Origin of the sequence: Longimicrobium sp., from assembly GCF_036399255.1 — a bacterium.
In the GTDB taxonomy this organism is placed as follows: domain Bacteria; phylum Gemmatimonadota; class Gemmatimonadetes; order Longimicrobiales; family Longimicrobiaceae; genus Longimicrobium.
The window spans coordinates 68,677-93,445 of sequence record NZ_DASWNM010000038.1 but is presented as its reverse complement, the minus strand read 5'-3'; the positions used below and the strand labels follow the sequence as shown (position 1 = coordinate 93,445).

The 24,769-nt window shown below is 71.4% G+C and carries 18 protein-coding genes and 1 pseudogene; 12 read left to right on the top strand and 7 right to left on the bottom strand.

Features of this window, described 5'->3' with window-relative positions:
- Positions 1-565, top strand: a pseudogene (locus tag VGC13_RS06560) (hypothetical protein); the annotation flags it as partial.
- 319 nt (positions 566-884) lie between these two features.
- On the opposite strand, the gene VGC13_RS06555 reads toward VGC13_RS06560, so the two are convergent.
- Positions 885-1,151, bottom strand: coding sequence for a UBP-type zinc finger domain-containing protein (locus tag VGC13_RS06555; protein ID WP_331124422.1), 267 nt, complete (start codon positions 1,149-1,151; stop codon positions 885-887).
- A 113-nt stretch (positions 1,152-1,264) separates the two neighbouring features.
- Positions 1,265-2,920, bottom strand: a complete 1,656-nt coding sequence (locus VGC13_RS06550) for an FAD-dependent oxidoreductase (protein ID WP_331124421.1) — start codon at positions 2,918-2,920, stop codon at positions 1,265-1,267.
- 549 nt (positions 2,921-3,469) lie between these two features.
- On the opposite strand from VGC13_RS06550, the gene VGC13_RS06545 reads away from it, so the two are divergent.
- Positions 3,470-3,724 carry a hypothetical protein gene (locus tag VGC13_RS06545; protein ID WP_331124420.1) on the top strand — a complete coding sequence of 85 codons (255 nt, stop codon included), beginning with the start codon at positions 3,470-3,472 and terminating at the stop codon, positions 3,722-3,724.
- A 518-nt stretch (positions 3,725-4,242) separates the two neighbouring features.
- Here the strand turns inward: VGC13_RS06545 and VGC13_RS06540 are convergent.
- Positions 4,243-4,635 (bottom strand): DUF1841 family protein, encoded by a 393-nt coding sequence (locus tag VGC13_RS06540; protein ID WP_331124419.1) that lies wholly within the window; start codon positions 4,633-4,635, stop codon positions 4,243-4,245.
- A 339-nt stretch (positions 4,636-4,974) separates the two neighbouring features.
- On the opposite strand from VGC13_RS06540, the gene VGC13_RS06535 reads away from it, so the two are divergent.
- Both VGC13_RS06535 and VGC13_RS06530 read left to right on the top strand, forming a co-directional pair.
- Positions 4,975-5,343, top strand: coding sequence for a hypothetical protein (locus tag VGC13_RS06535; protein ID WP_331124418.1), 369 nt, complete (start codon positions 4,975-4,977; stop codon positions 5,341-5,343).
- Positions 5,344-6,003: 660 nt separating this feature from the next.
- A complete protein-coding gene (locus tag VGC13_RS06530; protein ID WP_331124417.1) occupies positions 6,004-8,895 on the top strand; it encodes a PAS domain S-box protein in 2,892 nt (963 codons plus the stop codon).
- Between the two features lie 234 nt (positions 8,896-9,129).
- On the opposite strand, the gene VGC13_RS06525 is transcribed toward VGC13_RS06530, so the two are convergent.
- Positions 9,130-12,144: a BTAD domain-containing putative transcriptional regulator gene (locus tag VGC13_RS06525; RefSeq protein WP_331124416.1), complete on the bottom strand. Its 3,015-nt coding sequence runs from the start codon at positions 12,142-12,144 to the stop codon at positions 9,130-9,132.
- A 210-nt stretch (positions 12,145-12,354) separates the two neighbouring features.
- Here VGC13_RS06525 and VGC13_RS06520 point away from each other — a divergent pair, with 210 nt between their 5' ends.
- The 5 genes from VGC13_RS06520 (at position 12,355) to VGC13_RS06500 (ending at position 16,690) form a co-directional block, all read left to right on the top strand.
- On the top strand, positions 12,355-12,612 hold the full coding sequence (locus VGC13_RS06520) for a hypothetical protein (protein WP_331124415.1): 258 nt from the start codon (positions 12,355-12,357) through the stop codon (positions 12,610-12,612).
- Positions 12,613-12,623: 11 nt separating this feature from the next.
- The gene (locus tag VGC13_RS06515) at positions 12,624-14,198 is read left to right on the top strand and encodes a hypothetical protein (protein ID WP_331124414.1); all 1,575 of its coding nucleotides are present in this window, start codon (positions 12,624-12,626) and stop codon (positions 14,196-14,198) included.
- A 32-nt stretch (positions 14,199-14,230) separates the two neighbouring features.
- Positions 14,231-14,581 carry a hypothetical protein gene (locus VGC13_RS06510; RefSeq protein WP_331124413.1) on the top strand — a complete coding sequence of 117 codons (351 nt, stop codon included), beginning with the start codon at positions 14,231-14,233 and terminating at the stop codon, positions 14,579-14,581.
- A gap of 4 nt (positions 14,582-14,585) precedes the next feature.
- Positions 14,586-15,350 (top strand): hypothetical protein, encoded by a 765-nt coding sequence (locus tag VGC13_RS06505; RefSeq protein WP_331124412.1) that lies wholly within the window; start codon positions 14,586-14,588, stop codon positions 15,348-15,350.
- A 569-nt stretch (positions 15,351-15,919) separates the two neighbouring features.
- The gene (locus VGC13_RS06500) at positions 15,920-16,690 is read left to right on the top strand and encodes a hypothetical protein (RefSeq protein ID WP_331124411.1); all 771 of its coding nucleotides are present in this window, start codon (positions 15,920-15,922) and stop codon (positions 16,688-16,690) included.
- A 605-nt stretch (positions 16,691-17,295) separates the two neighbouring features.
- Here the strand turns inward: VGC13_RS06500 and VGC13_RS06495 are convergent.
- Positions 17,296-19,848: a zinc-dependent metalloprotease gene (locus VGC13_RS06495; protein ID WP_331124410.1), complete on the bottom strand. Its 2,553-nt coding sequence runs from the start codon at positions 19,846-19,848 to the stop codon at positions 17,296-17,298.
- A 425-nt stretch (positions 19,849-20,273) separates the two neighbouring features.
- On the opposite strand from VGC13_RS06495, the gene VGC13_RS06490 reads away from it, so the two are divergent.
- The 3 genes from VGC13_RS06490 to VGC13_RS06480 are packed head-to-tail and all read left to right on the top strand — an operon-like array spanning position 20,274 to position 22,261.
- Entirely contained in the window at positions 20,274-20,690 is a 417-nt protein-coding gene (locus VGC13_RS06490; RefSeq protein WP_331124409.1) for a hypothetical protein, read from the top strand.
- Positions 20,691-21,227, top strand: a complete 537-nt coding sequence (locus tag VGC13_RS06485; RefSeq protein WP_331124408.1) for a hypothetical protein — start codon at positions 20,691-20,693, stop codon at positions 21,225-21,227.
- Entirely contained in the window at positions 21,224-22,261 is a 1,038-nt protein-coding gene (locus tag VGC13_RS06480; protein ID WP_331124407.1) for a hypothetical protein, read from the top strand. The genes VGC13_RS06485 and VGC13_RS06480 overlap by 4 nt, the downstream gene beginning before the upstream one ends.
- Positions 22,262-22,486: 225 nt before the next feature.
- Here the strand turns inward: VGC13_RS06480 and VGC13_RS06475 are convergent, their stop codons facing one another.
- Together VGC13_RS06475 and VGC13_RS06470 are read right to left on the bottom strand one after the other, a co-directional pair.
- Positions 22,487-23,542 carry a type IV pilus twitching motility protein PilT gene (locus VGC13_RS06475; protein ID WP_331124406.1) on the bottom strand — a complete coding sequence of 352 codons (1,056 nt, stop codon included), beginning with the start codon at positions 23,540-23,542 and terminating at the stop codon, positions 22,487-22,489.
- On the bottom strand, positions 23,542-24,747 hold the full coding sequence (locus tag VGC13_RS06470; RefSeq protein ID WP_331124405.1) for a hypothetical protein: 1,206 nt from the start codon (positions 24,745-24,747) through the stop codon (positions 23,542-23,544). Before VGC13_RS06470 ends, VGC13_RS06475 begins: the two co-directional genes overlap by 1 nt.
- Positions 24,748-24,769: the final 22 nt, after the last annotated feature.

Sequence of the window (24,769 nt, the reverse complement as noted above, 5' to 3'; positions counted from 1 at the left end):
GCCGTGGCAGCGCATCCACCTCCGCGCCTGGTATGGCCGCACCCGCAAGGCCGTCGAGATCACCTCCTTCACCGCGGTGTGGTACAAGGGGGGCAAGCCTCCGGTCACCGGGCGATTCGTGCTGGTCAGAGATCCTGACGGGAAGCTGGAGCCGCGTGCTTTCCTCTGCACCGACCCCTCGCTTCGCCCTGTGCGCATTCTCTCATACTTTGTGCGCCGGTGGCAGATGGAAGTCACTTTCGCCGAAGTCCGCCGTCACCTCGGAGTCGAGACACAGCGCCAATGGTCACGGCTCGCGATCGACCGCGCCACTCCCGTTCTGCTCGGGTTGTTCTCGGTCGTAGCGATCCTGGCGCAGGAGCTTCATCGCACCGCACGGCTGACACCGCGACAGGCGGCATGGTACGCCAAACCGGCGCTCACTTTCAGCGACGCCATCGCTGCCGTGCGGAGCAAACTCTGGATGCACGAGTTTATTTCCTCCTCGGCGTCCGACCCCGAGAGTGCTACAATTTCGAGCCCGCTGCTCCAACGCTGGGCCCAAGCACTCGCTTACGCCGCCTGAAAAGGCCAAAGTCGAGCTCAGGAAGTCACCGCTTCTTTGTGAGTTTCAGGGTTTGGCAACACCCTCTGAGGGAGGCACCCCGCGGTGCTCTCCTCAGTAACGTGGTGCCGACCGAAGAATCTTCACGCTGGGAGGCAGGATCTTTCCGTCACGCGGGGTTCCCGGGCTATGCCCGGGAGAGGACTCCGCGCGAGGGGAGAAAGATTCTTCGGTCGCGCCAACGGGCTCCGCGGCGTTCCCGAGCGCCCGGGGTGGGCGCTCCCTCAGAATGACAGGTGCTCTTCCGGATCTGGTAAAAAGCCGCGCCCGGAAGGGATGCCTAGACGTCCACTTCCATGCGGTCGGCGAAGCACCAGGACCAGTCTTCGCCGGGCTCGGCGCTGGTGATGATGGGGTGCTGCGTCTCGTGGAAGTGTTTGGTCGCGTGGCGGTTGGGCGACTGGTCGCAGCACCCCACGTGTCCGCAGGTGCGGCACAGGCGCAGGTGCACCCATCCCGATCCCGACTGCAGGCACTCCTCGCATCCCCCCGGCGTCCGCGGCTCCACGTCCTGCACCGCGCCCACGTGCATGCACTGCTGCGCCATCTGCATCTCCCTCTGCTGGATCCCGTGGTTGCTGTCCCCTGTCCCCTGTCCCGCTATTCCCTATTCCCTGTTCCCTATTCCCTATTCCCTGTTCCCTATTCCCTGCCCCTCCCCTACACCGCCCCCCCGATGTGCGCATGCACGAAGCTCACCGACATCGATCCCTCGCCCACGGCGCTGGCCACGCGCTTCACCGAGCCGGAGCGCACGTCGCCCGCGGCGAACACGCCGGGCAGGCTGGTCTCCAGGAAGAACGGGGTGCGGCCCGCGCCCGTCCACGTCTGGCTTCCGCGCGTTTCGGGCGGCAGCGTCTCGCCGGTGAGCACGAAGCCCCGGCGGTCCAGCTGCACGCACCCGCTCAGCCAGTCCGTGCGCGGCCGCGCGCCGATGAACAGGAAGAGCGCGCGGGTGGGGATGGTGACCTCGTCCCCCTTCTGCAGGCAGCGCAGGCACACCTCGCGCAGCGTGCCCTCGCCGTTCACCGACGAGACGACGTGGCCCGTGTGCACCTGGACGTTGGCCGCCTTTTCGATGCGGTCCACCAGGTAGCGCGACATCCCCTTGCCCAGGTCGTCGCCGCGGATGCAGACGTGCACCTTTTTGGCGAAGCGCGACAGGTACATGGCCGCCTGCCCGGCGCTGTTGCCGCCGCCCACGATGACCGCCTCCTCGCCCGCGCACAGGCGGCCCTCCATCTCCGTGGCCGCGTAGTACACGCCGGCGCCCTCCAGCTCGCGCAGGCCGGGAATCTCGAGCGTGCGGTACTCCGCGCCACTGGCCACCAGCACGCAGCGCGCCGTGATGCGCGACCCGTCCTCCATCTTCACCACCCGCAGGCCGCCCTCCAGCGCCAGCCCCACCGCGCGCTGCGGGACGGAGATGCGCGCGCCGAACTTCTGCGCCTGCAGCTCGGCCTTGCGGGCCAGGTCGGCGCCCGAGATGCCGGTGGGAAAGCCCAGGTAGTTCTCGATGCGCGAGCTGGTGCCCGCCTGCCCGCCCACGCCCGTGCCTTCGATGGTGAGCACCTGCAGCCCTTCGCTGCTGGCGTACACGGCCGCGGCCAGCCCCGCCGGCCCGGCGCCGACGACCACCAGGTCGAACACCTCGCCGTCGGCCACCTGCACGTCCAGCCCCATGTAGTGCGCCAGGTCGGCCACGCTGGGGTTGCTGACCCACTTGCCGCCCCGGCCGATGACGATGGGCGTCTCCTCGGGCCCCACGCCGAACTGGCAGAGCAATTCTTCGGCGTGGGGGTCCTGCTCCACGTCGATCCAGGTGTAGGGGATGTTGTTGCGGCTGCAGAACTCGCGCAGGTGGTGCGCCTCGGGGCTGAAGCGCGAGCCGATGATCTGGATTCCCCGGAACCCCGCGCCCAGCAGCAGCTGCCGCCGCATCAGGAACGCGCGCAGCAGCGGCTCGCTGATCTCGGGGAGCTCGCCGATTACCCGGCGCAGCGCGGGCACGTCCAGCTCCAGCACCTGGCCGTCGGTGAGCATGCGGGCGGTGATCAGGGCCACGCGGCCGGTGAGCATGTCCACGTCGCCGGTAAACTGGCCGGGCTGGTGCACCACCACCTGGCGCGGCGCGTCGCCGGTGGGGTCGATGATCTCCATCTCTCCCGCCAGCACCACGTAGAAGCTGAAGCCGCGGTCGCCCTCGTTCCACAGCACCTCGCCGGCCGACACGCGCCGCACCGTGCCGCGCGGCATCAGCGCCTGGAGCTGCGCCTCGTCCAGCGTGGGAAAGGCGATGTCCTGGTCCGTGCTCATCGATTCGATTCTCTGGATGCGGAGGGTGCGCGAGCGCGGCGGACGGGGATCTGCATCCGCACGCGCCGAGCAACATACGACCTTCGTCAAGCGGCGGGGTGGGTCACATGACCCATTGCGCTCCGAAGCACTTCCGGTTCGGAAGAATTCGGAAAAATTCTTTCGATGCGCAGAAGTGGAAGTATGAAAACAAGTTGCGAATTTCCGACAGGACTCGGCTCTCGATCCGCCGCAATCTCCCTGAAACCCGGCCCTGGATGCCCCCGTACACCTCCCCCGAAGCGAAGCGTCACCCGGTGATAAAAACGATGATTTCGCGGGTTGTCAGAAACCGGCACTCACGAACATTTCAAGCCTGGGGATGACGCACTTCGGGCGGCGGGTCGCACCGCCGCCCACCCCGGGGAACGATCGCCCGACGCGATCCTCCCCGCCCCGCCGGAGCACCGGGCTCGCGGCGGCTAACCAGAAGCCCGGCGCCGCGGAACACCGCGGTCGGCGCCGGGGCGGTCCAGGCAAAACCGCGGTTTACACATACATGGTGCCCTCATGCGTAAGAGCTTCGCCCGCATCGTCCCGATGATCGCCCTGTCCGCGGTGGCCGTGGCGTGCACGGACCCGATCACGCAGCCCGTCGAGACGGGCCGCATGGCCCCGATCGACACGTTCGCCTCGGCCCGGGCGTCCATCGACACCTTCTACCTGGGCCAGCGCGCGCCCATCGACACCTTCTACGTCGCCGCCCAGCGCACACCGATCGACACGTTCTACGTGGCCAGCGCGCCGATCGACACGATCTACTGATCGCCGGCCCTGGAAAAGATTGGCCTCACACAGAGTCAGCAGAGTCAACAGAGTGCAAGCTCCTCTGTTGACTCTGCTGACTCTGTGTGAGTTCCCCACCTGCTGCGCAGACCCTTGCCCAGAGGGTGTTGCCACCCCCCGGCGTGATCGACTTCCTGAGGGAGAGGCGCCGCCTCGTAACTCGCTTGTACACTGCACCTTGGCGCCGACCGAAGGACCTCGCCAGCAGAATGACGGGGCTGGTTCCAGGCCCTGATCTGGCCCCTGCGCCACCGAGACGAGGTCCTTCGGTCGCGCGCAATCTGTAGTGTGACTTCTGGTTGGACGTGGTGCGCTCCCTCAGGAAGTCACCGCTTCGTTATGGATTTGAGGTTTAGCAACACCCTCTCCGGGAACCCGGGCCAGCAGCAGCGGCATCCGGCCCGCCGTTGCCGGCTATTCCCTGTCCCCTGTCCCCTGTACCCTATTCCCTATTCCCTATTCCCTATTCCCTATTCCCTGTCAGGCCGGATCAGTTTTCAGGCGTCCGGAGCGGGGCCGAACTCGGCGAGCCACCCTTCCTTGGTGACCGCGCGGATGTCGGCGTAGTAGGCTTCGCGGCTGACGGGAATGCCGGTGGAATGCGCCTGGAAGACGTGCTTGTCGAGCACGGCACCCACGGCGTGGATGGCGTCGTGGCGGCTCATCCCCTCCCCCATCAGCCGGTCCACGGCCTCGCCCACGGGCGTCTGCGCGCCGAGCGCCACCTGGTTCTCGACCATCACGTGCAGCGCCGCGTGAATTCGCTCGTCGGGCAGCCGGATGCCCGCGCGGCGGTGGTACCGCTGCACGATGTCCATCAGGTCCATCTCGTTCTGCGCGCGCCAGCGCTGCGGGTCCGGCGCGCGGTCGGGATCGTACTTCGTCAGCAACCGCTCCCTCCGCTTCCATCGGGTGCGTTCCGGGGACGCCCGCGTTGGCCGTATCGACGCGGCGGACAGGCCCGTGGCTGAACGCCGGCCCTGATCCACCGCTCCCCGCCGGACCCGAATATCCCACGCGTCCGCCACGGAATCAATGCCGGATGGATGCGCCGCGGCTGGCGCCCGGCGGCCGCACGTCCAATCCGTCCGTGTCCCCAGGTACTCGCGGGTGACGGCAAACGGACGTGGGTGCTTGTGATGAAGCGCGCACCTCCCTACTCTTTCGCCGACGATCTCCGAGATGCGCGGCATCTCCTTCTACGGTCCACGGCCAGCGATACCGGCGACATGGCAGATCCCATCCAGAAGATTCAGCGCAACGGCCGCGAGCTCGTGCTGCTGGACCTGACCAACGTCCGCGATCCCGAAGACGGGGTGCAGCGGATCGCCGCGGCCAAGGCGTGGTTCGCCCGGCAGACGCCCGACGGCAGCCTGCGCGTGTGCACCGACGCCACGGGCAGCCGCTACGACGCCCGGATCCTGGACGGCCTCAAGGACCTGGCCGCGCACAACGTGCCGTACGTGGGGGTGGCGGCGGTGGTGGTGCCCACCGCCGTGCACCGCGTGGCGCTGAACGTCGCCAGCCTGTTCAGCAAGCGGCGCTTCACCGCCTTCTCCACCCGCGAGCCCGCGCTGGCCTGGCTTTCGGAGCAGTAGCCTTTCCCACGTTCCTCGCGCCTACCCACGCCATTGGGGAGAACCCGGGGGCCGAACCAGGAATTCCCCGGCACCGGCTGTAACACGCCCGGCGTTCAGCGCCCCCTTGTAACAATCAGGGGAGCCATTTCCGGACAGGCGGCACGCCGACAAACGCTTGTTTACCGGACGCTCGCAACGCCGCCCGGACTGAAGGCCTCGCCCCTGCAACGGCCCCGGGCGGGCAGCCCGGGTGGCGCCGCCGGGCATTTCCCTCACCCGGTGGTCCGTGGCCCCGCGGTTCTGGCGAGGGCGTCGCGGAACTTCGCCATTCCTCCCGTGATGCAATACTTTCGTTTTATGACACCCGCACAGAAAATCAGGCGCGAACAGCGCGGCAAACGATTGTATTGACACAATTCGGCTTCGTAACAATCATACAACAGCACCGCCCTCTCCGCACCCGCCTTACCCCCCTCTCGCCAGCGTTCGTGCACCCGGTACGGCGCCGGCATCCGATGGATTCACATGACAGCTTCAACCCTCATTTCCCGACAGCCACCCGCGCCCCCTGCGCATCGCCCCGGGGCGTCCGCGTCCTCCCCCCCTCCGCGGCCGGGCGCCCCCCCGTGGGACACCCCCCCGCACCCCGCCGCGCTCCCCGCCCGCAGGTCGCGCGCAATGGAAATCGCGGCGCAGGTCGCCTTCCTGGTGGCCGTCACCGGGGTGAGCTACGCCGCCGGCAGCCGGCTGGACCTGTTCGAGCGCTTCCTGGCGTGGTCCCGCGTGCACGAACGCCTGCAGGCGGACGAGACCGTGGTCGCCATGGCGGGCGCGTGCATGGGCATGCTCGTCCTCATGCTGCGCCGGTGGACCGGGTCGGTGCGGCAGGCGCGCGACCTGGAGCACACCTCGTCCATGCTGGCGCGGGCGCGCGACGGGCTGCACCACGTCATCGCCGCCAGCCCCGTGGTCATCTTCATGCTGCGGGGCAGGGACACCCACGTCGGGCCCGTGTGGTTCAGTGACAACCTGTACACCATGTTCGGCTACCGGCCGGAGGAGGTGGTGTCGCGCGACTGGTGGCTGCAGCGCGTGCACCCCGACGACCGCGCGCTGGCGCTGTCGGCCAGCCACCGGGCCGGCCGGGGCGTAAGCACGCGCTACGAGTTCCGCTTTGCCGGGGCGTCGGGCGAGTACCGGTGGGTGCAGGGCGAGCTGCGCTCGGCCATCGGCAGTGACGGCGTGGCCGAGGTGGTGGGCTCGTGGACCGACATCACGGCGCGCAAGAGTGTCGAAGAGGCCCTGCGCCGCTCGCAGCAGGACTACCAGGGCCTCTTCATGCACGCCAGCGACGCCATCCTGCTGCTGGACCCCGCCGACGAGACGGTGGTGGCCGCCAACCCCCGCGCGGCGGCGCTGTACGGCATTCCGCTGGACCGCCTGGTGGGCACCTCGCTGCGCACGCTCTCGACCGACCTGCAGGCGGGGAACGACCGCCTGCGGCGCACCCTGGGCGGCGAGCAGCCGTACCAGTTCGAAACCGTGCAGACGCGGGCGGACGGGTCGCAGGTGTTCCTGGAGGTGACGGCCGCCGTCACGGAGTACGGCGGCCGGCCGGTGGTGCTCAGCATCAACCGCGACGTCACCGAGCGCAAGCGGGCCGAGCAGGCGCGCGCCGAGATCGAGGACCGCTACCGCATGCTGGCCGACGGCACCCACGACGTGGTGAGCCTGCACGACCGGGCGGGCCGCTTTCTGTACGTGAGCCCCTCCATGTCCAGGGCCACGGGGTTCGACCCCGAGGCCCTGGTGGGCCGCTCCGCGATGACGGTGGTGCATCCCGAAGACCGGGAGGCGATCCTGCACGCCGGCCGGCGGGCGGCCGCCGAGGGAAGCGCGCAGGTGGAGTGGCGGCTGGCCGGCCCCGAGGGCGCACCCGCCCGGTGGTTCTCCAGCCAGGTTTCGATGGTGCCGGGCCCCGGCGGGCGGGTGCACCGCATCGTCTGCTCGTCGCGCGACGTCAGCGAGCGCCGGAAGGCCGAGATGGCGATCCGCTTTCAGGCCGGGCTGCTGGAGGTGGTGGGGCAGGCGGTGATCGCCACCGACGCCCGGGGGTCGGTGCTGTTCTGGAACCGCTTCGCCGAGCAGCTGTACGGCTGGAAGGCGGAGGAGGCGCTGGGCCGCAGCCCCTGGTCGCTGGCCCCCTCCACCGCCAGCAAGTCGGGAAACGTGCACAGCTGGGCGGTGGTGATGGAAGGCGGCAGCTGGGCGGGCGAGATGGAGATTCGCCGGCGCGACGGCTCCGTCTTTCCCGCCATGGTCACCCTGACCCCCCTGCGCGACCCGTCCGGGGCGGTGATGGGGGCCGTGAGCGTGTCGTCGGACCTGTCGCCGCAAAAGCGGATGGAGCAGCAGCTGCGGCAGGCGCAGAAGATGGAGGCGGTGGGGCGGCTGGCGGGCGGGGTGGCGCACGACTTCAACAACATGCTCACGGCCATCCGCGGCAACGCGCAGCTGATGATGGGGGACCTGCCGCGCGGCAGCGCCCTGCTCGCCGACCTGGAAGAGATCGACCGGGCGGCCGGCCGCGCGGCCGACCTCACGCGGCAGCTGCTGGCCTTCAGCCGCAACCAGGTGCTGCAGCCGCGGCGGCTGGACCTGAACGCGTCGGTGCGGGGGGTGGCGCCCATGCTGCGCCGCATCATCGGCGAGGACGTGGTGTTCACCACCGTCCTGGACCCCGCGCTGGAAACGGTGATGGCCGACCCGGCGCAGGTGGAGCAGATCATCCTGAACCTGGCCGTGAACGCCCGCGACGCCATGCCCGACGGCGGCGAGATGCGCATCGAGACGCGCAACCTGCTGCCGGGCGCGGCGCCCCCGCCGGGCCAGGTGCCCGGCAACGCGACGGTGATGCTGGTGGTGAGCGACACGGGGTGCGGCATGGACGCCGACACCATGGAGCGGATCTTCGAGCCGTTCTTCACCACCAAGGCGGCGGGAATCGGCACGGGGCTGGGGCTGTCGACGGTGTACGGCATCGTCACCCAGAGCGGCGGGCACGTCAGCGTCGACAGCACTCCGGGCCGGGGCACCACCTTCACCATCTACCTGCCGCGGGTGGAGGGCGAGGCCGAGCCCTGGCTGGACGCCGAGGCCGAGGCCGCGCCGGGGGGCTCGGAAACGGTGCTGGTGGTGGAGGACGAGGAGACGGTGGGGGCGGTGGTGTGCAAGGTGCTCACGCGCAGCGGCTACCGGGTGCTGCACGCCCAGCGGCCGTCGCAGGCGCTGGAGCTGTTCGCCACGCTGGCGGAGCCCGTCCACCTGGTGATCACGGACGTGGTGATGCCCGAGATGAGCGGTCCGGAGCTGGCGGAGCGCCTGCGGGCCATCCGGCCGGAGATGCCGGTGCTGTTCACCTCCGGGTACACCGAGTTCGCCGGCGCGTCGGCCGAGGTGTTCAGCTCCGGGCTGGACTTTCTCCCCAAGCCGTTCGCCCCCGAGACGCTGATGCGCCGGGTGCGGCAGGTGCTGGACGGGGAGACGGGTCCGGCGGCCCAAGCGGCCTGATCTCCCCGGCAAGACTCGTCTCATCACGCAGGGGAAGCGGAGGATCCACTCCGCTTCCCCTGTTTTCGTGTGCGCTACCCAATCCGGAAAAACAACGGCATTGGGGTACAGAGGAACAGAGTCAGACAGAGAAAGCGAGTGAAAGCATGATCTCGTTTCTCTGTCTGACTCTGTTCCTCTGTACGATCATTCTTTTTCAGGAATCGGAGGAAGGCAGAAAAGCAGCGGGGAGGGCTACGGTTGCACGCGGGCGGACTCGGGGTCGGCGTCGCGCCAGAGGGCGGCGAAGCGGGCGAGGTGCGCGGCGGCCTCGCGGCGGCGGCCCAGGCGCTCCAGCGCGCGGCCCTGCTCCAGCTCCGCCGCGACGGGGAACATGATGCCGCGGCTGATGTCCTCGGCCAGGCTGCCGAACCACGCCAGCGCCTCGCGGTCGCGCCCCGCGCGCGCCAGCAGCTGCGCGCGAAAGTAGCGCTCGGCCACGGTGCTGTACGAATCGTCCTTCACGAACAGTTCCGGCACCGGCCGCGGCCACCCGCCCTCCACCAGCCGCAGCGCGCCGGCCGCGTCCCCCGCCGCCCAGCGCATCCGCGCCTGCAGCTGGTGCCGCAGGTGCACGGCAAAACGCCCCGCGGCGGCGGTATCCTCCAGCGCCGCCAGCCCCGCCACCCGCCGCCGCGCCTCCGCCGTGTCTCCCAGCCGCACGGCGAGCGCGCCCAGCAGGTACTGGTGGCGCGCGGCGGGAAAGCGGCCGCGCTCCTCGTCCACCGGGCCGCCGGTGCCCAGCCCGCGGGGGAGCGCGGTGCCGGCCAGCCAGCGGTACGCGCGCAGGGTCTCGGCGCGCGGCATCTCCCTCGGAAAGAAGGCGGCCAGGAACGCCCAGGTGCGCGCCGCGTACGCCGCGTCGAGGGTCGCGGCGGAGTCGGCCTGCGCGCGGGCGTCGCGCCAGCGGCCGCGCGCCATGGCCATGTGCGCGCGGGCGGTGTGGCCCACCAGACGGCTCTGCTCGCCGCGCCCCGGCTCCACCATCACTGCCGCGATGCGGAAGCCGGCCTGGGGATCGTTCAGAAAGTCAGCCGTGCGCCACGCGGCGCCCCACGCGGGGAGGTCGTTGGCGTCGCGCGGCACCTGCGCGCGCAGCGTGTCGATCGCGGCCGCCTGCGCCCGCGCGTCGCCCGTGGCGAACGCGCGCAGCGTGCGCAGGCGGCGCAGCGACTCGTGCGCGGGGCTCAGCCGCTCGATGGCGCGCACGTGCGCGTCCACCTCGCCCGGGCGCCCCTGCAGCGCGGCCACGTGGGCCAGGTGCACGCGGGCGTTCAGATTGGCGGGGTCCAGCGCCGCCACCTGCTCCCACGCGCCGCGGGCGCCCGGCAGCGGGCGGCCCTGCCACATGGCGCGGTGGTGCAGCACCTCGCCCAGGTCGTTCCACGCCTCCACGTTGTCGGGGCGCGTGGCCACCAGCTCCCGCAGCAGCCCCTCGGCCACGGACGCGTCACCGGTGCGAAACGCCACCCGCGCCCGCAGCAGCCGCTGCTCCGCCCCGGACAGCCGGTGGCTCTGCCGCAGCGCGCGCGCCGCCGCGGCGGAGCCGTCTTCCGCCGCCCAGTCCTGCGCCACGCTCATGCGGTACGACGCCAGCGCAAAGGCGGTGTCGCCCTCCACCGCGCGCTCGAACTGCTCCGCCGCACGCCTGAAGTCGCCCGTCCGGAAGGCGCGCTCCCCCGCCAGGTACGCCTTGAGCGCGGGAAGCGAGCCGGTGGTGAGCGCGGCGGTGCGGTCCAGCTGCTCGGGCGGCGTGTCCATTCCCTGCGCCACCAGCGTGCGCACCAGCGCGTCCACGGCGCCAAAGAGGCTTTCCTCGCGCACGTCGGCCACCTCGGCGCGGGCGTGGCGGCGGCCGTCGGGGCCGTAGACGGCGGCGTTCAGGTGCAGCCGCCCGCCCGCCTCGACCACCGTGCCCAGGATGAACCGCCCCGCGCCGAACCGCGCGGCGGCGGCGCGCCCCGCATCCAGCCCCGTCTCGCCCTCACCCGAAGCGCGCAGAAAGGAGAGCAGGGCGAACGGGTCCACCGTGGTCAGCTCGCCCGTGCCGTCCAGGCGCACGGAAAGCAGGTCCGCCATCCCCTCGCCCAGGTAGGCGTGCGCCGGCCCCGTGCGGACGGTGAAGGGGAGCACGGCGATGCGCGTGGCCACCGGCTGCGGCCTCCCCCGATCTTCCCGGATCACGGGCGTGGCGATGGACGCCAGCACGAGGAGGCAGAGGGCGGCAGCCATGCCGCCGATCCACCCCCACCGGCGCCCCCTGAGAGGCAGGGGCGGAGGTGAGGGGGTGAACGGGTGAGCGGGTGAAGGGGTGAGCGGGTGAACGGGTGAAGGGGTGAGCGGGCGTGCGTCGTCCGGTGCGATGGATACGGCGGTGGAGGACGCGGGGTGGAGGCCGGCGGCGGCGGGGCGATCCGCATCGGTCGGGACCGCCGCATCGCTGGATTCGGGGCGAGACGGAGGCGGAGGGGCGGGCGGAGCGGCGGGGGGCTCGGCGCGGACGCGGAGGGAACGGCGCAGGGCCTCGGTCTCGGGCGCGGGCTCCATCTCCAGCTCGCGCATCAGCCGGGCGGCAAAGCGCTCGTACTCGCGCAGGGCGCCGGCGGGGTCGCCGCGCTCGGCCAGCATCTGCATCAGCCGGCGGACGCTGGGCTCGTCGTCGGGATCGATCTCGCAGGCGCGGCGGGAAAGCGCCACCGCGCCGTCCAGGTCGCCGCGGCCCCGCGCCGCCTCGGCCGCGCCGCGGGCGGCGGCCAGCGCCACGTGGCCCAGCCGCAGCCGCTCGGCGTCGCGCCACTGCTCCCAGGCCGGCGCATCGTCCACGTGCAGCCCCGCCAGCAGGTCGCCCCCGTAGTGCCGCAGCGCGCCCGCCACGTCCCCCGCCGCCAGCGCCGCCTCCATCCGCCGCACGTCGCACCCCAGCACGTCGTCCGCCACCTGCACCGCGTCGTCCGTGCGCGCGGCCAGGATCCCCGGCGCCGTCTTGCGGACGAAGCTGAGCGCGTTGCGCAGGGCGGCGCGCGCGCGGTCGTCCGGCATCTCGGGCCAGAAGGTGGCCAGCAGGATGTCGCGGCGCACCGGGCCGTACGGACGGGCCAGCGCCAGGTACGCCAGCAGCGCCGCGCGCTTGGGCTGCGCCAGCAGCGGAGCCAGGCTGGTGCCGTCCGGACCGCGCAGGTCCAGCGTGCCCAGAGTGCGGAGCTCGTACAAGAAAAGGGGGATTTGCGGAGGGAAAAATCGAAGGCCTGTCCAAGGTATCCGGCCGCGGGGCACTCCCGCAACGGCCGGGCGACGCGGGGGATACGGCTGGGATACGCCCGGCCGCCATCGTTGGTACGCGGGTACGGGGCGCGGAGGTCCACGCCCCCCGCCCGCCGGGCCGGGCCGGCCCGCGAATCCCCCATCCGGAGCCATCATCGAATGTACGTCCTCTGCAACCACACCGTGCGCAACCCGCGCGAGTTCTGGGAGCGCGCGGCGCAGGCGCTGCCCAACCTCCCCGACGGCATCCGCATCCACAACGTGTTCCCCAACGCCGACGGCACGCGCGGCGTGTGCCTGTGGGAGGGCGACAGCCTGGAGCACGTGCGCGCCTTCGTGGACGGCGCCACCCGCGACGTGAGCGACAACGACTTCTTCGCCGTGCAGGCCGACAACGCGCGGGGGCTGCCCCAGTGAGCGCCCGGTGGATGACGGCCGCCCTGCTGGCCCTGGCCGCGGCGGCACCGGCGCATGCGCAGCAGTGCGGCACCAAGACCGGCGGCGCGGTCACGCTCACGGCCGGGCAGACGGTGCGCGGGGCGCTGGCCCGCGAGGACTTTACGCTGCCGGGCGACCGCTACGACGGCACGGACGCCTGCACCGGGCGGCCGTTCGACGGCTTCTTCTACGAGGCGCAGGCGGGCGAGCGGCTTACCTTCGTGCTGGAGTCGCGGACCCTCGACCCGTCCATCACCGCCACCACGCACTGGCGCGGCGGCGGCACCAAGGACGTGGTGCAGCAGCGCGGCCGCCGCGGGCGGACGCTTACCGCCACGGGGACGGTGCCGGCGGCGGGACGCATCCTCATCCAGGTGGAGAGCAACGTCTCGCTGGGCCGCCGCGGCTCCACCGGCGACTACACCTTTACCCTGCGCTCCGACCGTCCCGCGCGCCCGGCGCAGCCCGAAGCGGACGCGGCCGGCGGATCGGCGCTGCGGGCGGGACGGCCGGTGCGGGGCGAGCTGACCACCGCCAGCGAGACGATGGCGGACGACTCGTACTACCAGGACTACACCTACGTCGCCCGGCGCGGCGAGCGGCTGGTGGTGGCGCTCTCGTCCGGGGACTTCGACGCGTTTCTGCACGTGGGCCGGCGCAACGCCGAGGGGTCGCTGGAGAACTATGTGTTCGATGACGACGCCGGCGGCGGCACCGACGCGCGCCTGGAGTACGAGGCGGACCAGGACGGCCCCGTCACCATTCGCGTGAACACCGTGTCCGCGGGCGAAACCGGCGCCTACACCGTGGTGCTGGAGTCCGCCAGCGGCGGCGGCTCGCCCTCCGACGACGGAGCGCAGGGCGGACCGTCCGGCAGCATGCCCGTGCTGCGCGTGGGGCGGCCGGTGCAGGGCGAGCTCGCGGAGGGCGATTCGCGGCTGGACGACGGCTCGTTCCACGACGACTACACCTACACCGCGCGCGCCGGGGAGCGGCTGGTGGTGCGGCTGGAGTCCGACGACTTCGACGCGATTGCGGCGGTCACGGGGATCGGGGCGGACGGGGAGCCCGAGAACCCGGTGGTGGACGACGACGGCGGCGGCGGGACCAACGCCCGCGTGGAGTACACCGCCTCCCGCGCCGGACCGCTGCTCATCCGCGCCAACTCGCTGAACGCGGGCGAGACCGGCCGCTACACCATCGTGCTCGAGTCGTCGCGCACCTCCGCCCTGCCGGTCTCGGAAGACGCGGGACGCGCGGCCGCCGCCCCGGCGCCGCCCTCGTTCGCGGCATCGTCCGCGGGATTCTCCGCGCTCCCCACTGCGTTCGCGGCGGATGCGCGGCTGCGGGCACCCGCCGCGCGCGCCTTCGATGCGCCCCGGCTGCCGCGCGCACGCCGCGCCGCCATCTCCAGCCGCGCCGGCGCCTGGCTGATGGCGGCGGCGGGGGTGGGGATGATCATCGGCGGGGCCAAGCTGGAGGACGGGCCCGCCGAGCCGCTGGGCGCCCTGATCCGCTACACCGGCTACGCCACCATCGTCTTTGCCCCGCTCGGCGGCAGCTGACGTCCTCCATCCATCCACGAGACCGAAGCGACATGATGCAGATCGTACGGATGGCCGCCGCGGCCGCCGTCCTGGTGCTGGCCCTTGCGGCGCCCGCCGCGGCGCAGCAGCCTTCCCCCGTCCTGGCGGCGCCCGCGTGGGACGCGCGCCTCACCCCGCCGGCCGCGGCGCCGGTGGAGCGCGCGCGGTACAGCGCGGCGGCCATCCCCCGCCCCGTGCGCGGCGTGGGCCTTATCCTGATGGGAAGCGGCCTGATGTACGTGACCAAGAAGATGGAAGGGGAGGACGGCGAGGACGGCGTGCCCTTCCTGCCCATCCTTTCCGGTACCATGGGCGCGCTGAGCTTCTGGTACGGCGTGTACGAGCTCGTCGACGGCAGCTGACGTGATGCGCGTGCCGGCCTTCGCCGTCCTGGTGCTCGCGGCGGCTCCGCTGCGGGCCCAGGCGGCGGATTCGGTCCCGGCGTGCGTCCCCGCGCCGGCGGACTCCGCCGGCGTGGTGCGCTGGGCATGCGCGGGTACGGGATACGACGCCGCGGTGCGGTTCTCCGTCTTCCTTCCCGCGGACTGGACCGTCACGGCGCCGGAGGATGCGGGGCTGGTGATCCGCGCCTCCCAGGGCGGCGTGCAGATCGCCGTGGCGGCGGAGGACCAGCTGCACGCGCCGCGAACCCGCGCCGACACCGCGGGCTTCTGGATGCGCGCCACCCGCCTGGTGCTGGCGCGCGATCCCACGCTGGAGGACCTGCAGGCCTTCCGCCGGCGCGCGGCGAATCCCGACAAGGCCCGCCGCGCCGTCACCGCCGCGCAGCTGCGCGACAGCGTGCTGCTGGCGATGGCGGGCGGCCTCTCCGCCGCGCACGAGGACCGCAAGGTGGTGGCCCGGGCCGCGGAGGTCCGCCGGCTGGCGGGCAGGCCCGCCGGCTACCTCGCCGAGACGTTCGAGGCGGACGGCATCCCACGGCGCGCCGAATCGTACGTGACCGTGCGCGACGCGGTGATGTTCATCGCCACCCTGGAGTGCCCCGATTCCGGCTGCGGCGACGCGCTCCCCGTGTGGGAGCGCGCCCTCGCCTCGCTGCGCACGTGGACCGAGCGATCCGCGGCCGGCCGCGAGCGGATGTCCAGCATCGATCCAGATCCGAATCTTTGACCCTCGCCAAAATCTGTCATTCCGAAGGAGGCGCCGCACGGACCCGTCCCGAACCGCATCCTTTGGCGCCGACTGAGGAATCTACTTTCGGAATGCTCGTAACTTGTCGGACAGCCCCAAACCGGCGGCTGCTTCAGAGGGTGTCCAAGCATGCACCCGGAGCTTTGTCTTCCTGAAAGGGTGTTGCCAAACCCCCAAACTCACAAAGAAGCGGTGACTTCCTGAGGGAGCGCATCACGTGTAACCAGAAGTCACACTACAGATAGCGCGCGACCGAAGGACCTCGTCCCGGTGGCGCAGGGGCCAGATCAGGGCACGGGACCGGCCCCCCCGTTCTGCTGGCGAGGTCCTTCGGTCGGCGCCAGGGTGCAGTGTACAAGGGAGTTGCGGGGCGGCGCCTCCCTCAGGAAGTCAAATCGCAGGGCGAGGATTAGCAACACCCTCTCAGTCGCGCCAGAATACCGGGTAGAAGACGGGGCCGCGCGGCGCCTCCTTCGGAATGACGGATCGCGGGGTGGATCAGGTGTCACCACAGCCCGCGTCTCTATCCCTTACAGATGATGCACACGATGCTTCGTATCTCCCGGCGTGCCCTGTCCGCCGTTCTTCTTTCGATGGCGGGCGGGTGCACGCAGACGCCCGCGCCTGCGCCTGCCCCCGCACCGTCCGCCACCGCCGCGATGGACCTGGAGCCGCGCTGCGTGGCCGCGCCGCGCCCCGAGGGCTCGGTGGTGGTGCGGCACGACTGCGCGGGGCGCGGCGAGCTGTCGCGGGCGGTGCGGTTTTCGGTGGACCTGCCCGCGGGATGGGAGTTCAGCGAGCACATCCAGCGCGACGTGATCCTGATGGCCAGCCGCGGCACCGCCATCATCACCCTCCACGGCGGCGACCAGATCCCCGACCCGGTGACGGCGGCGGACTCGGCGGACTACTGGAGAATGGCGGCGGAGGTGCTGCTGGACCGCGCCCCCACCGCGGCGGAGGCGGACGCCTTTCGCCGCGAGGCGCGCGACGCGGGCGGCGCGCGGCGGCGGCTTACGCAGGCCCAGCTGGCGGACAGCGCACTGCTGCGCCTGGCTGGCCACCTGACCAGCCAGCGCGCCGGCACGGTGCTGCACCAGGAGCGGGAGCTGCGCACCTGGGCCGGCGGACCCGCGGGCTACCTGTACGAGGTCACGGACCGCGACGAGGGGCGGGTGAGCTCCGGCGGATACGTCACCGTGCGCGACGGCGTGTTCTACGGCATCACCTTCATGATCCGCGAGGCGGACTTCGAGACGCACCGGGCGCGGTGGGAGCGCACCGCGGCCTCCGTCGTCATCCATCCGCGCCAGCCATAGGACCGTCGACGGACGCGACGATCCACCTCCATTCATTCCCGGAACCGCCGACATGACCCGCATCCACCTGGCCTCCGCCCGCGCCGCCGTGCTGCCGGCCCTGTGCGGCGCCTCCCTCATGCCAGGTCCTGAAAACGAATGATCGTACAGAGGAACAGAGGCAGACAGAGAAAGCGAGCTGAGATGTCATCTTTGTTCCTCTGTCTGACTCTGTTCCTCTGTACCCCATAAAGGTGTTGTTTTCCCGGATTCGGTATCGTATCAGAGGGTGCTGGCAAACCCTCAAGCTCACAAAGAAGCGATGACTTCCTGAGGGAGCGCGCCACGTGTAACCCGATTCCACACAATCACCTGCGCGCGAACGAAGGACCTCGTCACGGTCGCGCAGGGGCCAGATCAGGGCACGGGACCAGCCGCGTCGTTCTGCTGGCGAGGTCCTTCGGTCGGCGCCAGGGTGCAGTGTACAAGCGAGTTGCGGGGCGGCGCCTCCCTCAGGAAGTCGATCACGGGCGTATGCGGAAGAACGGAGAGAGGACGTGGAAGCCATCTCCACGTCCTCTCTCCGCGTCAGTGCGCCTCTGCGTGAGGCCCGTCTTCCCGGCCGATCAGCGCGCGGTAGCGGCGCGGCTGGAGGGGTCCAGGATCTCGTCCACGCGCGCCACCACGTCGGCCCAGTGCGCGCGCTGCACGCCGGCGGGGGCCGCGGACGCGTTGCCCTGCGCCAGCGCGCGGATGGCCCGCAGCTCGCTGCGCGCCAGCGCCGGCAGGTCGCTGCGCGGCACGTTCAGCGGCGCCAGCAGCGGCGGCGGCGGGCCCTCGCCCTCACCGCCCTCCGCGGGGCGCGCGGCGGGCGGCGACACCAGCGCCGCCAGGCGGTCCAGGTACACGCGGTGCAGCCCGCGCTGGTTGGCGTCGGGCGCCGAGAGGCTCCACACCGCGCGGCGCAGGTCGCCCAGGTACTCCGCCTGCGAGTAGGCGACCGCCGGGTCCATCTCCTGCGCCATGGCCAGCCGGTCCAGCCGCCGCGCATCCAGCAGCGCCGTGACCACCGCCGCCTGCGCGTTGGCCAGCGGCGACCCGCCCACGCGCCGCGTGATCGCCGTGGGCGCCAGCCACGACGGCGTGCGGATGGCGTTCTGCGCCAGGAAGTCCAGCGCGCGCCGCTGCGCCGCCCGCGGCACCGGCGAGTACACCGCGCCCGGCTCGCCCGCCGTGCGCGGGTCCACCTGCACCCCGCCGATCACGCTGGCCACGTGGCGCATGTAGGTGCCCCACATTCCCACCGTCTCGCGGTACAGCTCCGTCAGGTCCTCGTCGTCCTCGCCCGGCTGCGCCGTCCAGGCGGGAAGGTTGGGCACCACGCGCTGCAGGTTGGCCAGCGCGTACCCCGTGGCCCGCACCGGGTCGTCGCCCAGGTCCTCCGTCTGCGACCGCGGGTCGATCCCCGACAGGTACTGCGGCAGGTAGCGGTACTTCATCGGGCCGGACGACGACGAGAGCATGCGGTCCAGGATCGGCCGCTCCGCCTCGGGGGTGGGCGCCTCGGGAAAGACGCGGTAGCCCCACTCGATGATGAACTCGTCGAAGGGCCCCAGCCGGCGGATGAAGTCGTTGGGCTGCAGCCCGTCGCCCGGCTGCGCCACGTAGTTCTGCCGCGCGTAGTCCATGATGGTGGCGCTTACCCCGTAGCGCCGCGTGAACGACGTGCTGCGCAGCGAATCCACGGGGAACGAGGCGCTGGCGATCATGTTGTGCGGCAGCCCCAGCGCGTGGCCGATCTCGTGGGTGATCACCTGGCGCATGGTCTCGCCCATCAGCGTCTCCGGGATCTCCAGCGAGCGCGCCGCGGGGTTGGCCGCGCCCGTCTCGATCATCAGCCGGTTGCGGTAGCTGCGCATGTGGTTGTGGTACCACACGATGTCGCTCTCGATGATCTCGCCCGAGCGGGGGTCCACCGTGCTGGGCCCCTGCGCGTTGCGCGTGGTGCTGGCCGCCCAGCGCACCACTGAGTAGCGGATGTCTTCCGGGTCCCACTCCGCGTCCTCCGACGCCGCCGGCGGGTCCATCACCCGCACCGCGTTGCGGAACCCCGCCTTTTCGAACACGCGGCCCCAGTCCTCAACCCCCTGCCGCACGTACGGGCGCCAGCGCGCGGGCGTGGCCGGGTCGATGTAGTACACGATGGGCTTCACCGGCTCGACCAGCTCGCCGCGCGCGTACGCCGCCGGGTCCGACGGCTCCAGCCGCCAGCGCGCGATGAAGCTTTCCGTCTCGGCCGCCTGCTCTTCCAGCCCGTAGTTGATGCGGTCCACCGTAAAGAAGCCGGCGCGCGGGTCGGCGTAGCGCGGGCGCATGGGCACGCGCGGCAGCAGCACCAGCGACTGCCGCATTTCGAGCGTGATGGTGCCGCCGGCGCGGTCGCTGGGGGGCGCCGTGGCCTCGAAGGTCTGCGTGTGGCGCACCTCCACGTTCAGCGGATAGCTGCGCGCCGCGTTCACGAAGCTGCGCGCCGGGTCCAGCCGGCGCACCTTGAACTGCTCGCGCTGCTGCGTGGTCAGCCCGCTGAGCGCCGGCGTGTCGCCCCCGAAGAAGTCGGTGACGTCGATCACCGCGGCGCTGTCCTGCGAATACGCCTGCACGGGAAAGGCGGCCAGGATGGCGCCCAGGTAGTTGCTGGCCACCGAGCGGGCGATCGGCAGGCTGTCCGCCGCCACCGCGCCGGTTTCCACGCCGCGCAGGATCACGCGGTCGCCCTGCCGCTCCCACCGCACCAGCCGCTCGTGCACGCTGGCGCCGGCGGGGATGTACGCGCCGAAGTTGGCCGGCGTGGCGGCCACGCGCCCCACCATCAGGAAGTCGCGCCCGACGAGGGAGTCCGGCACCTCCAGGAACCAGCGCTCGTCCACGCGGTGCACCGTAATGCCGCCCGAGTCGGTGACCGCGCGCGCAGGGATGACCTGCGCGTACGGCCTGGGGGCCGACACCCGCGATCCGCCGCCACCCCCGCCGCTCGCCGCGCCGCCGCCGGAGGGTGCCGCCGCGGCCGGCGCGTCGGAGCGCGGCGCGGGCGCGGAGGACGGGCGCGCGCCGGCGGGCGCGCACGAGCTCACGGCCACCGCCGCGGCCGCCAGGGAGCCGAACCAGAGTATGCTTCGCACGATGCCGATGACGTGTAGGGGAGGGCCTGCCGGATGGGGATGCCGGTCCCACGCGGGATGCTGAAAAATTAGCGACCCCGCCGGGGACGGCGCAACTCGCCGCGCATCAGACACCCGCCCCCGCCCGTCCGTTTGCGGCGCGGTTCTCGGACGCACGCTCAAGATGATCCCATCCGGATCACGGACCGGAGCGGCAATCGTGCAGCGCCCCGTCTGTTCGCGCTCCGTCGGGAATGTGGCAGGCGAGGACCGACGCAGCGTCTCATTTCTATCGCTCTTACAAGGACATTGCGAATCCGCCCTGGCGCATGTAGAGTGCGATGTCGTCCTCCCGCCTGCAAGCCGCAGCCAGATTCGGAATGAGCAGATCATTGGATTTGAGCGGCAGGCCGCCCGAACAACCCTGATCCACAGGAGATCCGCTCATGAAATCCCTGTCGGAAAAGTTGCTGGTGTTCTCGGTGCTCGCCTTCGGAGGTGTGGGGGTGCATGCGGCCAGTGGCGGGCGATTGCTCGCCCAGACCTCCGAATGCAACCAGGATGGCACTGGCGACCGGTGCGGTACCATCACGAGGTGCACCTCGTGGCGGCTGACCAGCGGTGAGATTTCTACGACCGGCGGTGGTGTGGGCGCATCCTGCGCCACGTCGGTGGAAACCTATCTCTTCAAGGCCGCCCTGTGCGTCCAGTGCCACTATCCGATTGGCGGCGGAGGTGGGGGTGGCGGCACTGGGAGCGGTGGCGGGACCGGAAGCGGGAGCACCACCAAGCCGTGTGGTGACCCGGACCTGTGGAGTGACGACGGCGAGGGCTGCGACCAGGGCTCGCAGTCGGAAACCTGAATGACGAACCAGCTTCTTTCCCTGCTCCGGCGTTACTGGGTGATCGCTGCGCCGCTGATCGTAATGCTCTGCACCGCGGGCATTGTCGTCACCCGCCCGAAGCCAAGAGCCCTGGGTGAGGTCCTGCCGGTGTCCGGGAGTTCGATGGCTCCGCTTCATGCATACGTGTTCTTTCAGCCGGCGGACTGTTCGGCGAACCTCGAGTTCCTGCGCGTGCTCGCGCGTCCGCGGTTTCGCTCTACCGTTGCCGTGACGGGGATGATCACCCGGAGCACCGGCGCTGGCGAGAAGGCGATTTCGGCGCGGAGGTTCCGTGACCTGACGGGCCGCGGCGTAGTTCGCTCGTTGTCCCGGGAGGTGGATGCCGCAATGGTGGCGCTCGGCTACCGCAAGACGCCCTTCATCGTGGTGCTCGATCCTCACGGGCAGGTCCGGTTCGCCGCAGAGGTTCCCACCTCGTACGAAGCGAGCCGTGGCTTTGAGCGGCAGCTGGCGGAACTGACCCGCGCACCCGCCGTTGGAACAGGCGAATCGTGAGAATCACCCGACGCTGCATGTTCGCCCTGGGGCTCTGCGCCGCGGCGGCGGCGTGTGATACCGGCGGGAATCCCGCGCCGCGGCGAGCCGAGCGGACGCTCACGCCGGCTCGCTGGAACCGCGTCTGGACGGCGGGGGGCACGGAGGCCGACACCACGCTGCTCCAGCCATGGCGCGTCGCCGTGGGGAACGGCCTGGTGTACGTGGCCGACAAGGGGGGCCTTCGGGTGGCGGCATTCCGCGTCGCGGACGGCAGCCTGGCCTGGATCCGCGGCGGGCGCGGGAGCGGCCCGGGAGAGTTCCAGCTTCCCACCGCGCTGGCGGTCGACAGGCGCGGGATCCTGTGGGTCGCGGACGCCAGGAACAGCAGAATGACTTTGTACCGGCCCGACGGCTCCCTTCACGCCTCCGTGCCGCTGCCGGACTTTCCCTACCCCGAGGCGATGTGCCCGCTCCCCGGTGGCGGCATGCTGGTCGCCACGTCGGCCGCCACCGAGCCGCTGTTCCGTCTCTCCGCGGACGGTGAGATCGCCGGGAGAATGGACCTTCCGTGGCGGGATCTTGCCGGAGCGGCGCCGCTGTCCGTACAGAAGCTGCTCGCGCCCACGCCCGAGGGATGCGTGCTGGCGCTGGCCCTGGGCCGTGGCTTCGCGACGCTGGCCGAGCGGGGGGCGCGCACGTTCTCGTACCTGGAGGATCTGCCGCTGCCACGCGTCGAGAAGACGGTGGACGACGGCGGCACCGTGTACGAACGCGTGGTCGGCATGCGGAGCGCGGCGACGTCCGTGACCGCCGAAGCGGGGGAAATCGCGATCTCGCCGGGTGGCGAAGGTGCGCTGGAGAACCGCCTGGTCGACTTCTACCGCCAGCGTGACGGAGCGTACCTGCGCAGCATCTCCACCCCGGTGCCGTTCCAGCGCATGGCGCGGGCGGGAGAACTGTTCTTCTTTCTTACGCACCGGGACGGATACCCCGCCCTCGTCGCCGTGCGTCCGGAAATCGGCACCGAGGCCGCACCGCCCCCATCACCGTAGGCGCGGCTCGCCATCATTCCATCAGTGAAAAGCGGGGGGTACAGAGGAGCAGAGAAAAGCCAGAGGAGCAGAGGAAACCGGTTGTCCTCTGCTCCTCTGGCTGTTCTCTGCCCCTCTGTACCCTTTGAGGTTGTTTTTTCCGGACCCGGCATCACGCAGAGAACGTCGCGGAAGCGGAATGAGTTCCTCTGAGGCCTCTGCGGCCTCTGGGTGAGACCCTTCTTTTCAGCCGGCGTACTGCTGAAAGAGCGACTTGTCGAGCGCCTTGGCGTAGGCCTCGGCTCCATCCACCTTCCCCGCCATCAGCAGCGCCAGGATCGACTGGTCCATCTGGATCATCCCATCGCGCTTGCCGGTCTGGATGATGGAGGGGATCTGGTACGTCTTGGCCTCGCGGATCAGGTTGGACACGGCGGCCGTGCCCACCATGATCTCGTGCGCCGCCACCCGCCCCTTGCCGCCCTTGGTGCGCAGCAGCTGCTGGGCGACCACGCCGCGCAGGCTTTCGGCCAGCATCGCCCGCACCTGCTGCTGCAGGTCGCCGGGAAAGGTGTCGATGATGCGGTCCACCGTCTTGTGCGCGCTGTTGGTGTGCAGCGTGCCGAACACCAGGTGCCCCGTCTCGGCCGCCGTCAGCGCCAGGGCAATGGTCTCGCGGTCGCGCATCTCGCCCACCAGGATCACGTCCGGGTCCTCGCGCAGCGCCGCCTTGAGCGCCGCGGCAAAGCTCTCGGTGTGCGGCCCCACCTCGCGCTGGTTCACCAGGGCCTTCTTGTTCTGGTGCACGAACTCGATGGGGTCCTCGATGGTCAGGATGTGCTCGGGCCGCGTGCCGTTGATCAGGTCCACCATCGCCGCCAGCGTGGTCGACTTTCCCGACCCCGTGGGGCCCGTGACCAGCACCAGCCCCTTGTTGAGGTCGGTAAAGCGGCGGATGGCGTCGGGGAGGCCGATCTCGTCCGCCGAGGGGATCCTGGACGGGATGATGCGGAACACCGCCCCGGGCCCGCGGTGCTGGCGAAAGAAGTTGCCGCGAAAGCGCGCCGTGCCCGGGATCTCGTAGGCAAAGTCCAGGTCGTGCGTGGCCTGGTAGCGCGCCAGCTGCGCCGGCGTGATGATCTCGCTGACCAGCGTGTTCAGGTCGGCTTCGGTAAGGTCGCGAAACTGCACCCGCTGCAGGTGCCCGTGCACCCGCAGCTGCGGCGGCCCGCCGCAGCTCAGGTGCAGGTCCGAGCCGCTGTGCTGGATCAGGAGGTTCAGGAACTGGTCGATCCTGGGCATCAGTCCGTACCGGCAAGCGTCCACGCCGGCCCGTCCGCACCCAGGCGGAGCCGCACCACGCAGTCGAAGTCAGGGGCCGGCCCCACGGCGGACCGGGCGAGCACGGCCACGAACGGGGCCAGGCGGCGCAGCGCGTCCAGGTCGCCCTCGCCCAGCGCGTCCACGCCCACCGTCACGCAGTCGGGGACGAACGGCTCCAGCCCGGCCGCCGTGGCGGCCAGCGGCTGCGCCAGGGACAGCGCCAGCGTCCCCGGCGGGGCCGCGCCGGGGCGGTCGGCCAGGTGAATGGCGCGCACCGCGTCCCCCAGCAGCCGCGCGGGAAGCAGGGTGAGCAGCGCCTCCGCCGCCCGCTCGTCGCCGGGGTCGCAGGCCACGCGCGCCGCCACACCGCCCGCGCGCCGCGCATCCCGCGCCCGCTGCACCAGCGCGGGATCGGCGTGCACGCGGGCGGGATCGGCCGTCAGGCGCGGGCCGGGGACGGCCGCCCACTCCATCGCCTCGCCGCTCCCCACCAGGTGGCACTCCAGCGGGCAGATCTCGCTCCCCACCCGTGCCGTGGCCGCCCATCGCCCCTCCGTGCCCGGCGCGGGGACCGGCGGCTGCACCAGGCGGCCCAGCTCGTCGCGCCAGTCCGGCGCCAGCGCCCGCGCGACGACGTCGCCCGCGCGGAACCACCCCACGGCGCGCCCCGGCCGCGCGGAGACGCCAAAGGCGGTGGCGCCGCGCTCCAGCGCCTCGGCCAGCAGCGCGGCCACGCCCACGCGCTCGGCGGGCCCGTGCACCGCCTCGATGAGATCCGCGATGGCCTCGGGCGAGGTGAGCGCCGGCACCACCTCGCGGGCGCCCGTCATCAGCCGCACCTCTTCCAGCCGCTCCAGCCCGCCCACCTCGGGCATCACCACGGTGACGCGCCCCTCGTCCCACAGCACGGGGAGCACCCGGTGCTCGGCCGCCCACGCCGCGGGGACCCGCGCGGCCAGCTCGTGGTCGATGTTCTCGGGCCGCAGGTGCACGAAGGGGATGTCGTGCTGGTTGGCGAGCCCCCACCACAGCTCGTCGCGGGTAAGGATGCCCAGCGCGACCAGCGCGTCGCCCATGTAGCCGCCGTGCGCGTGCTGGTGCGCCAGCGCGCGCTCCACCTCGTCGGCGGTCACGCGCCCCATCTGCACCAGCATCTCTCCCAGCCGGATCGGGCGCTTGCTCATGCGCGGGGGGTGGAACGGTGAA

Bases quoted from the DNA above. Each gene is read 5' to 3' on its own strand.
- VGC13_RS06520 (WP_331124415.1), top strand. From the start codon at position 12,355: ATGTACGTCCTCTGCAACCACACCGTGCGCAACCCGCGCGAGTTCTGG.
- VGC13_RS06490 (WP_331124409.1), top strand. From the start codon at position 20,274: ATGAAATCCCTGTCGGAAAAGTTGCTGGTGTTCTCGGTGCTCGCCTTC.
- VGC13_RS06545 (WP_331124420.1), top strand. From the start codon at position 3,470: ATGCGTAAGAGCTTCGCCCGCATCGTCCCGATGATCGCCCTGTCCGCG.
- VGC13_RS06555 (WP_331124422.1), bottom strand. From the start codon at position 1,151: ATGGCGCAGCAGTGCATGCACGTGGGCGCGGTGCAGGACGTGGAGCCG.
- VGC13_RS06505 (WP_331124412.1), top strand. From the start codon at position 14,586: ATGCGCGTGCCGGCCTTCGCCGTCCTGGTGCTCGCGGCGGCTCCGCTG.
- VGC13_RS06530 (WP_331124417.1), top strand. From the start codon at position 6,004: ATGGAAATCGCGGCGCAGGTCGCCTTCCTGGTGGCCGTCACCGGGGTG.
- VGC13_RS06515 (WP_331124414.1), top strand. From the start codon at position 12,624: ATGACGGCCGCCCTGCTGGCCCTGGCCGCGGCGGCACCGGCGCATGCG.
- VGC13_RS06535 (WP_331124418.1), top strand. From the start codon at position 4,975: ATGGCAGATCCCATCCAGAAGATTCAGCGCAACGGCCGCGAGCTCGTG.
- VGC13_RS06500 (WP_331124411.1), top strand. From the start codon at position 15,920: ATGCTTCGTATCTCCCGGCGTGCCCTGTCCGCCGTTCTTCTTTCGATG.
- VGC13_RS06475 (WP_331124406.1), bottom strand. From the start codon at position 23,542: ATGCCCAGGATCGACCAGTTCCTGAACCTCCTGATCCAGCACAGCGGC.
- VGC13_RS06470 (WP_331124405.1), bottom strand. From the start codon at position 24,747: ATGAGCAAGCGCCCGATCCGGCTGGGAGAGATGCTGGTGCAGATGGGG.
- VGC13_RS06550 (WP_331124421.1), bottom strand. From the start codon at position 2,920: ATGAGCACGGACCAGGACATCGCCTTTCCCACGCTGGACGAGGCGCAG.
- VGC13_RS06485 (WP_331124408.1), top strand. From the start codon at position 20,691: ATGACGAACCAGCTTCTTTCCCTGCTCCGGCGTTACTGGGTGATCGCT.
- VGC13_RS06510 (WP_331124413.1), top strand. From the start codon at position 14,231: ATGATGCAGATCGTACGGATGGCCGCCGCGGCCGCCGTCCTGGTGCTG.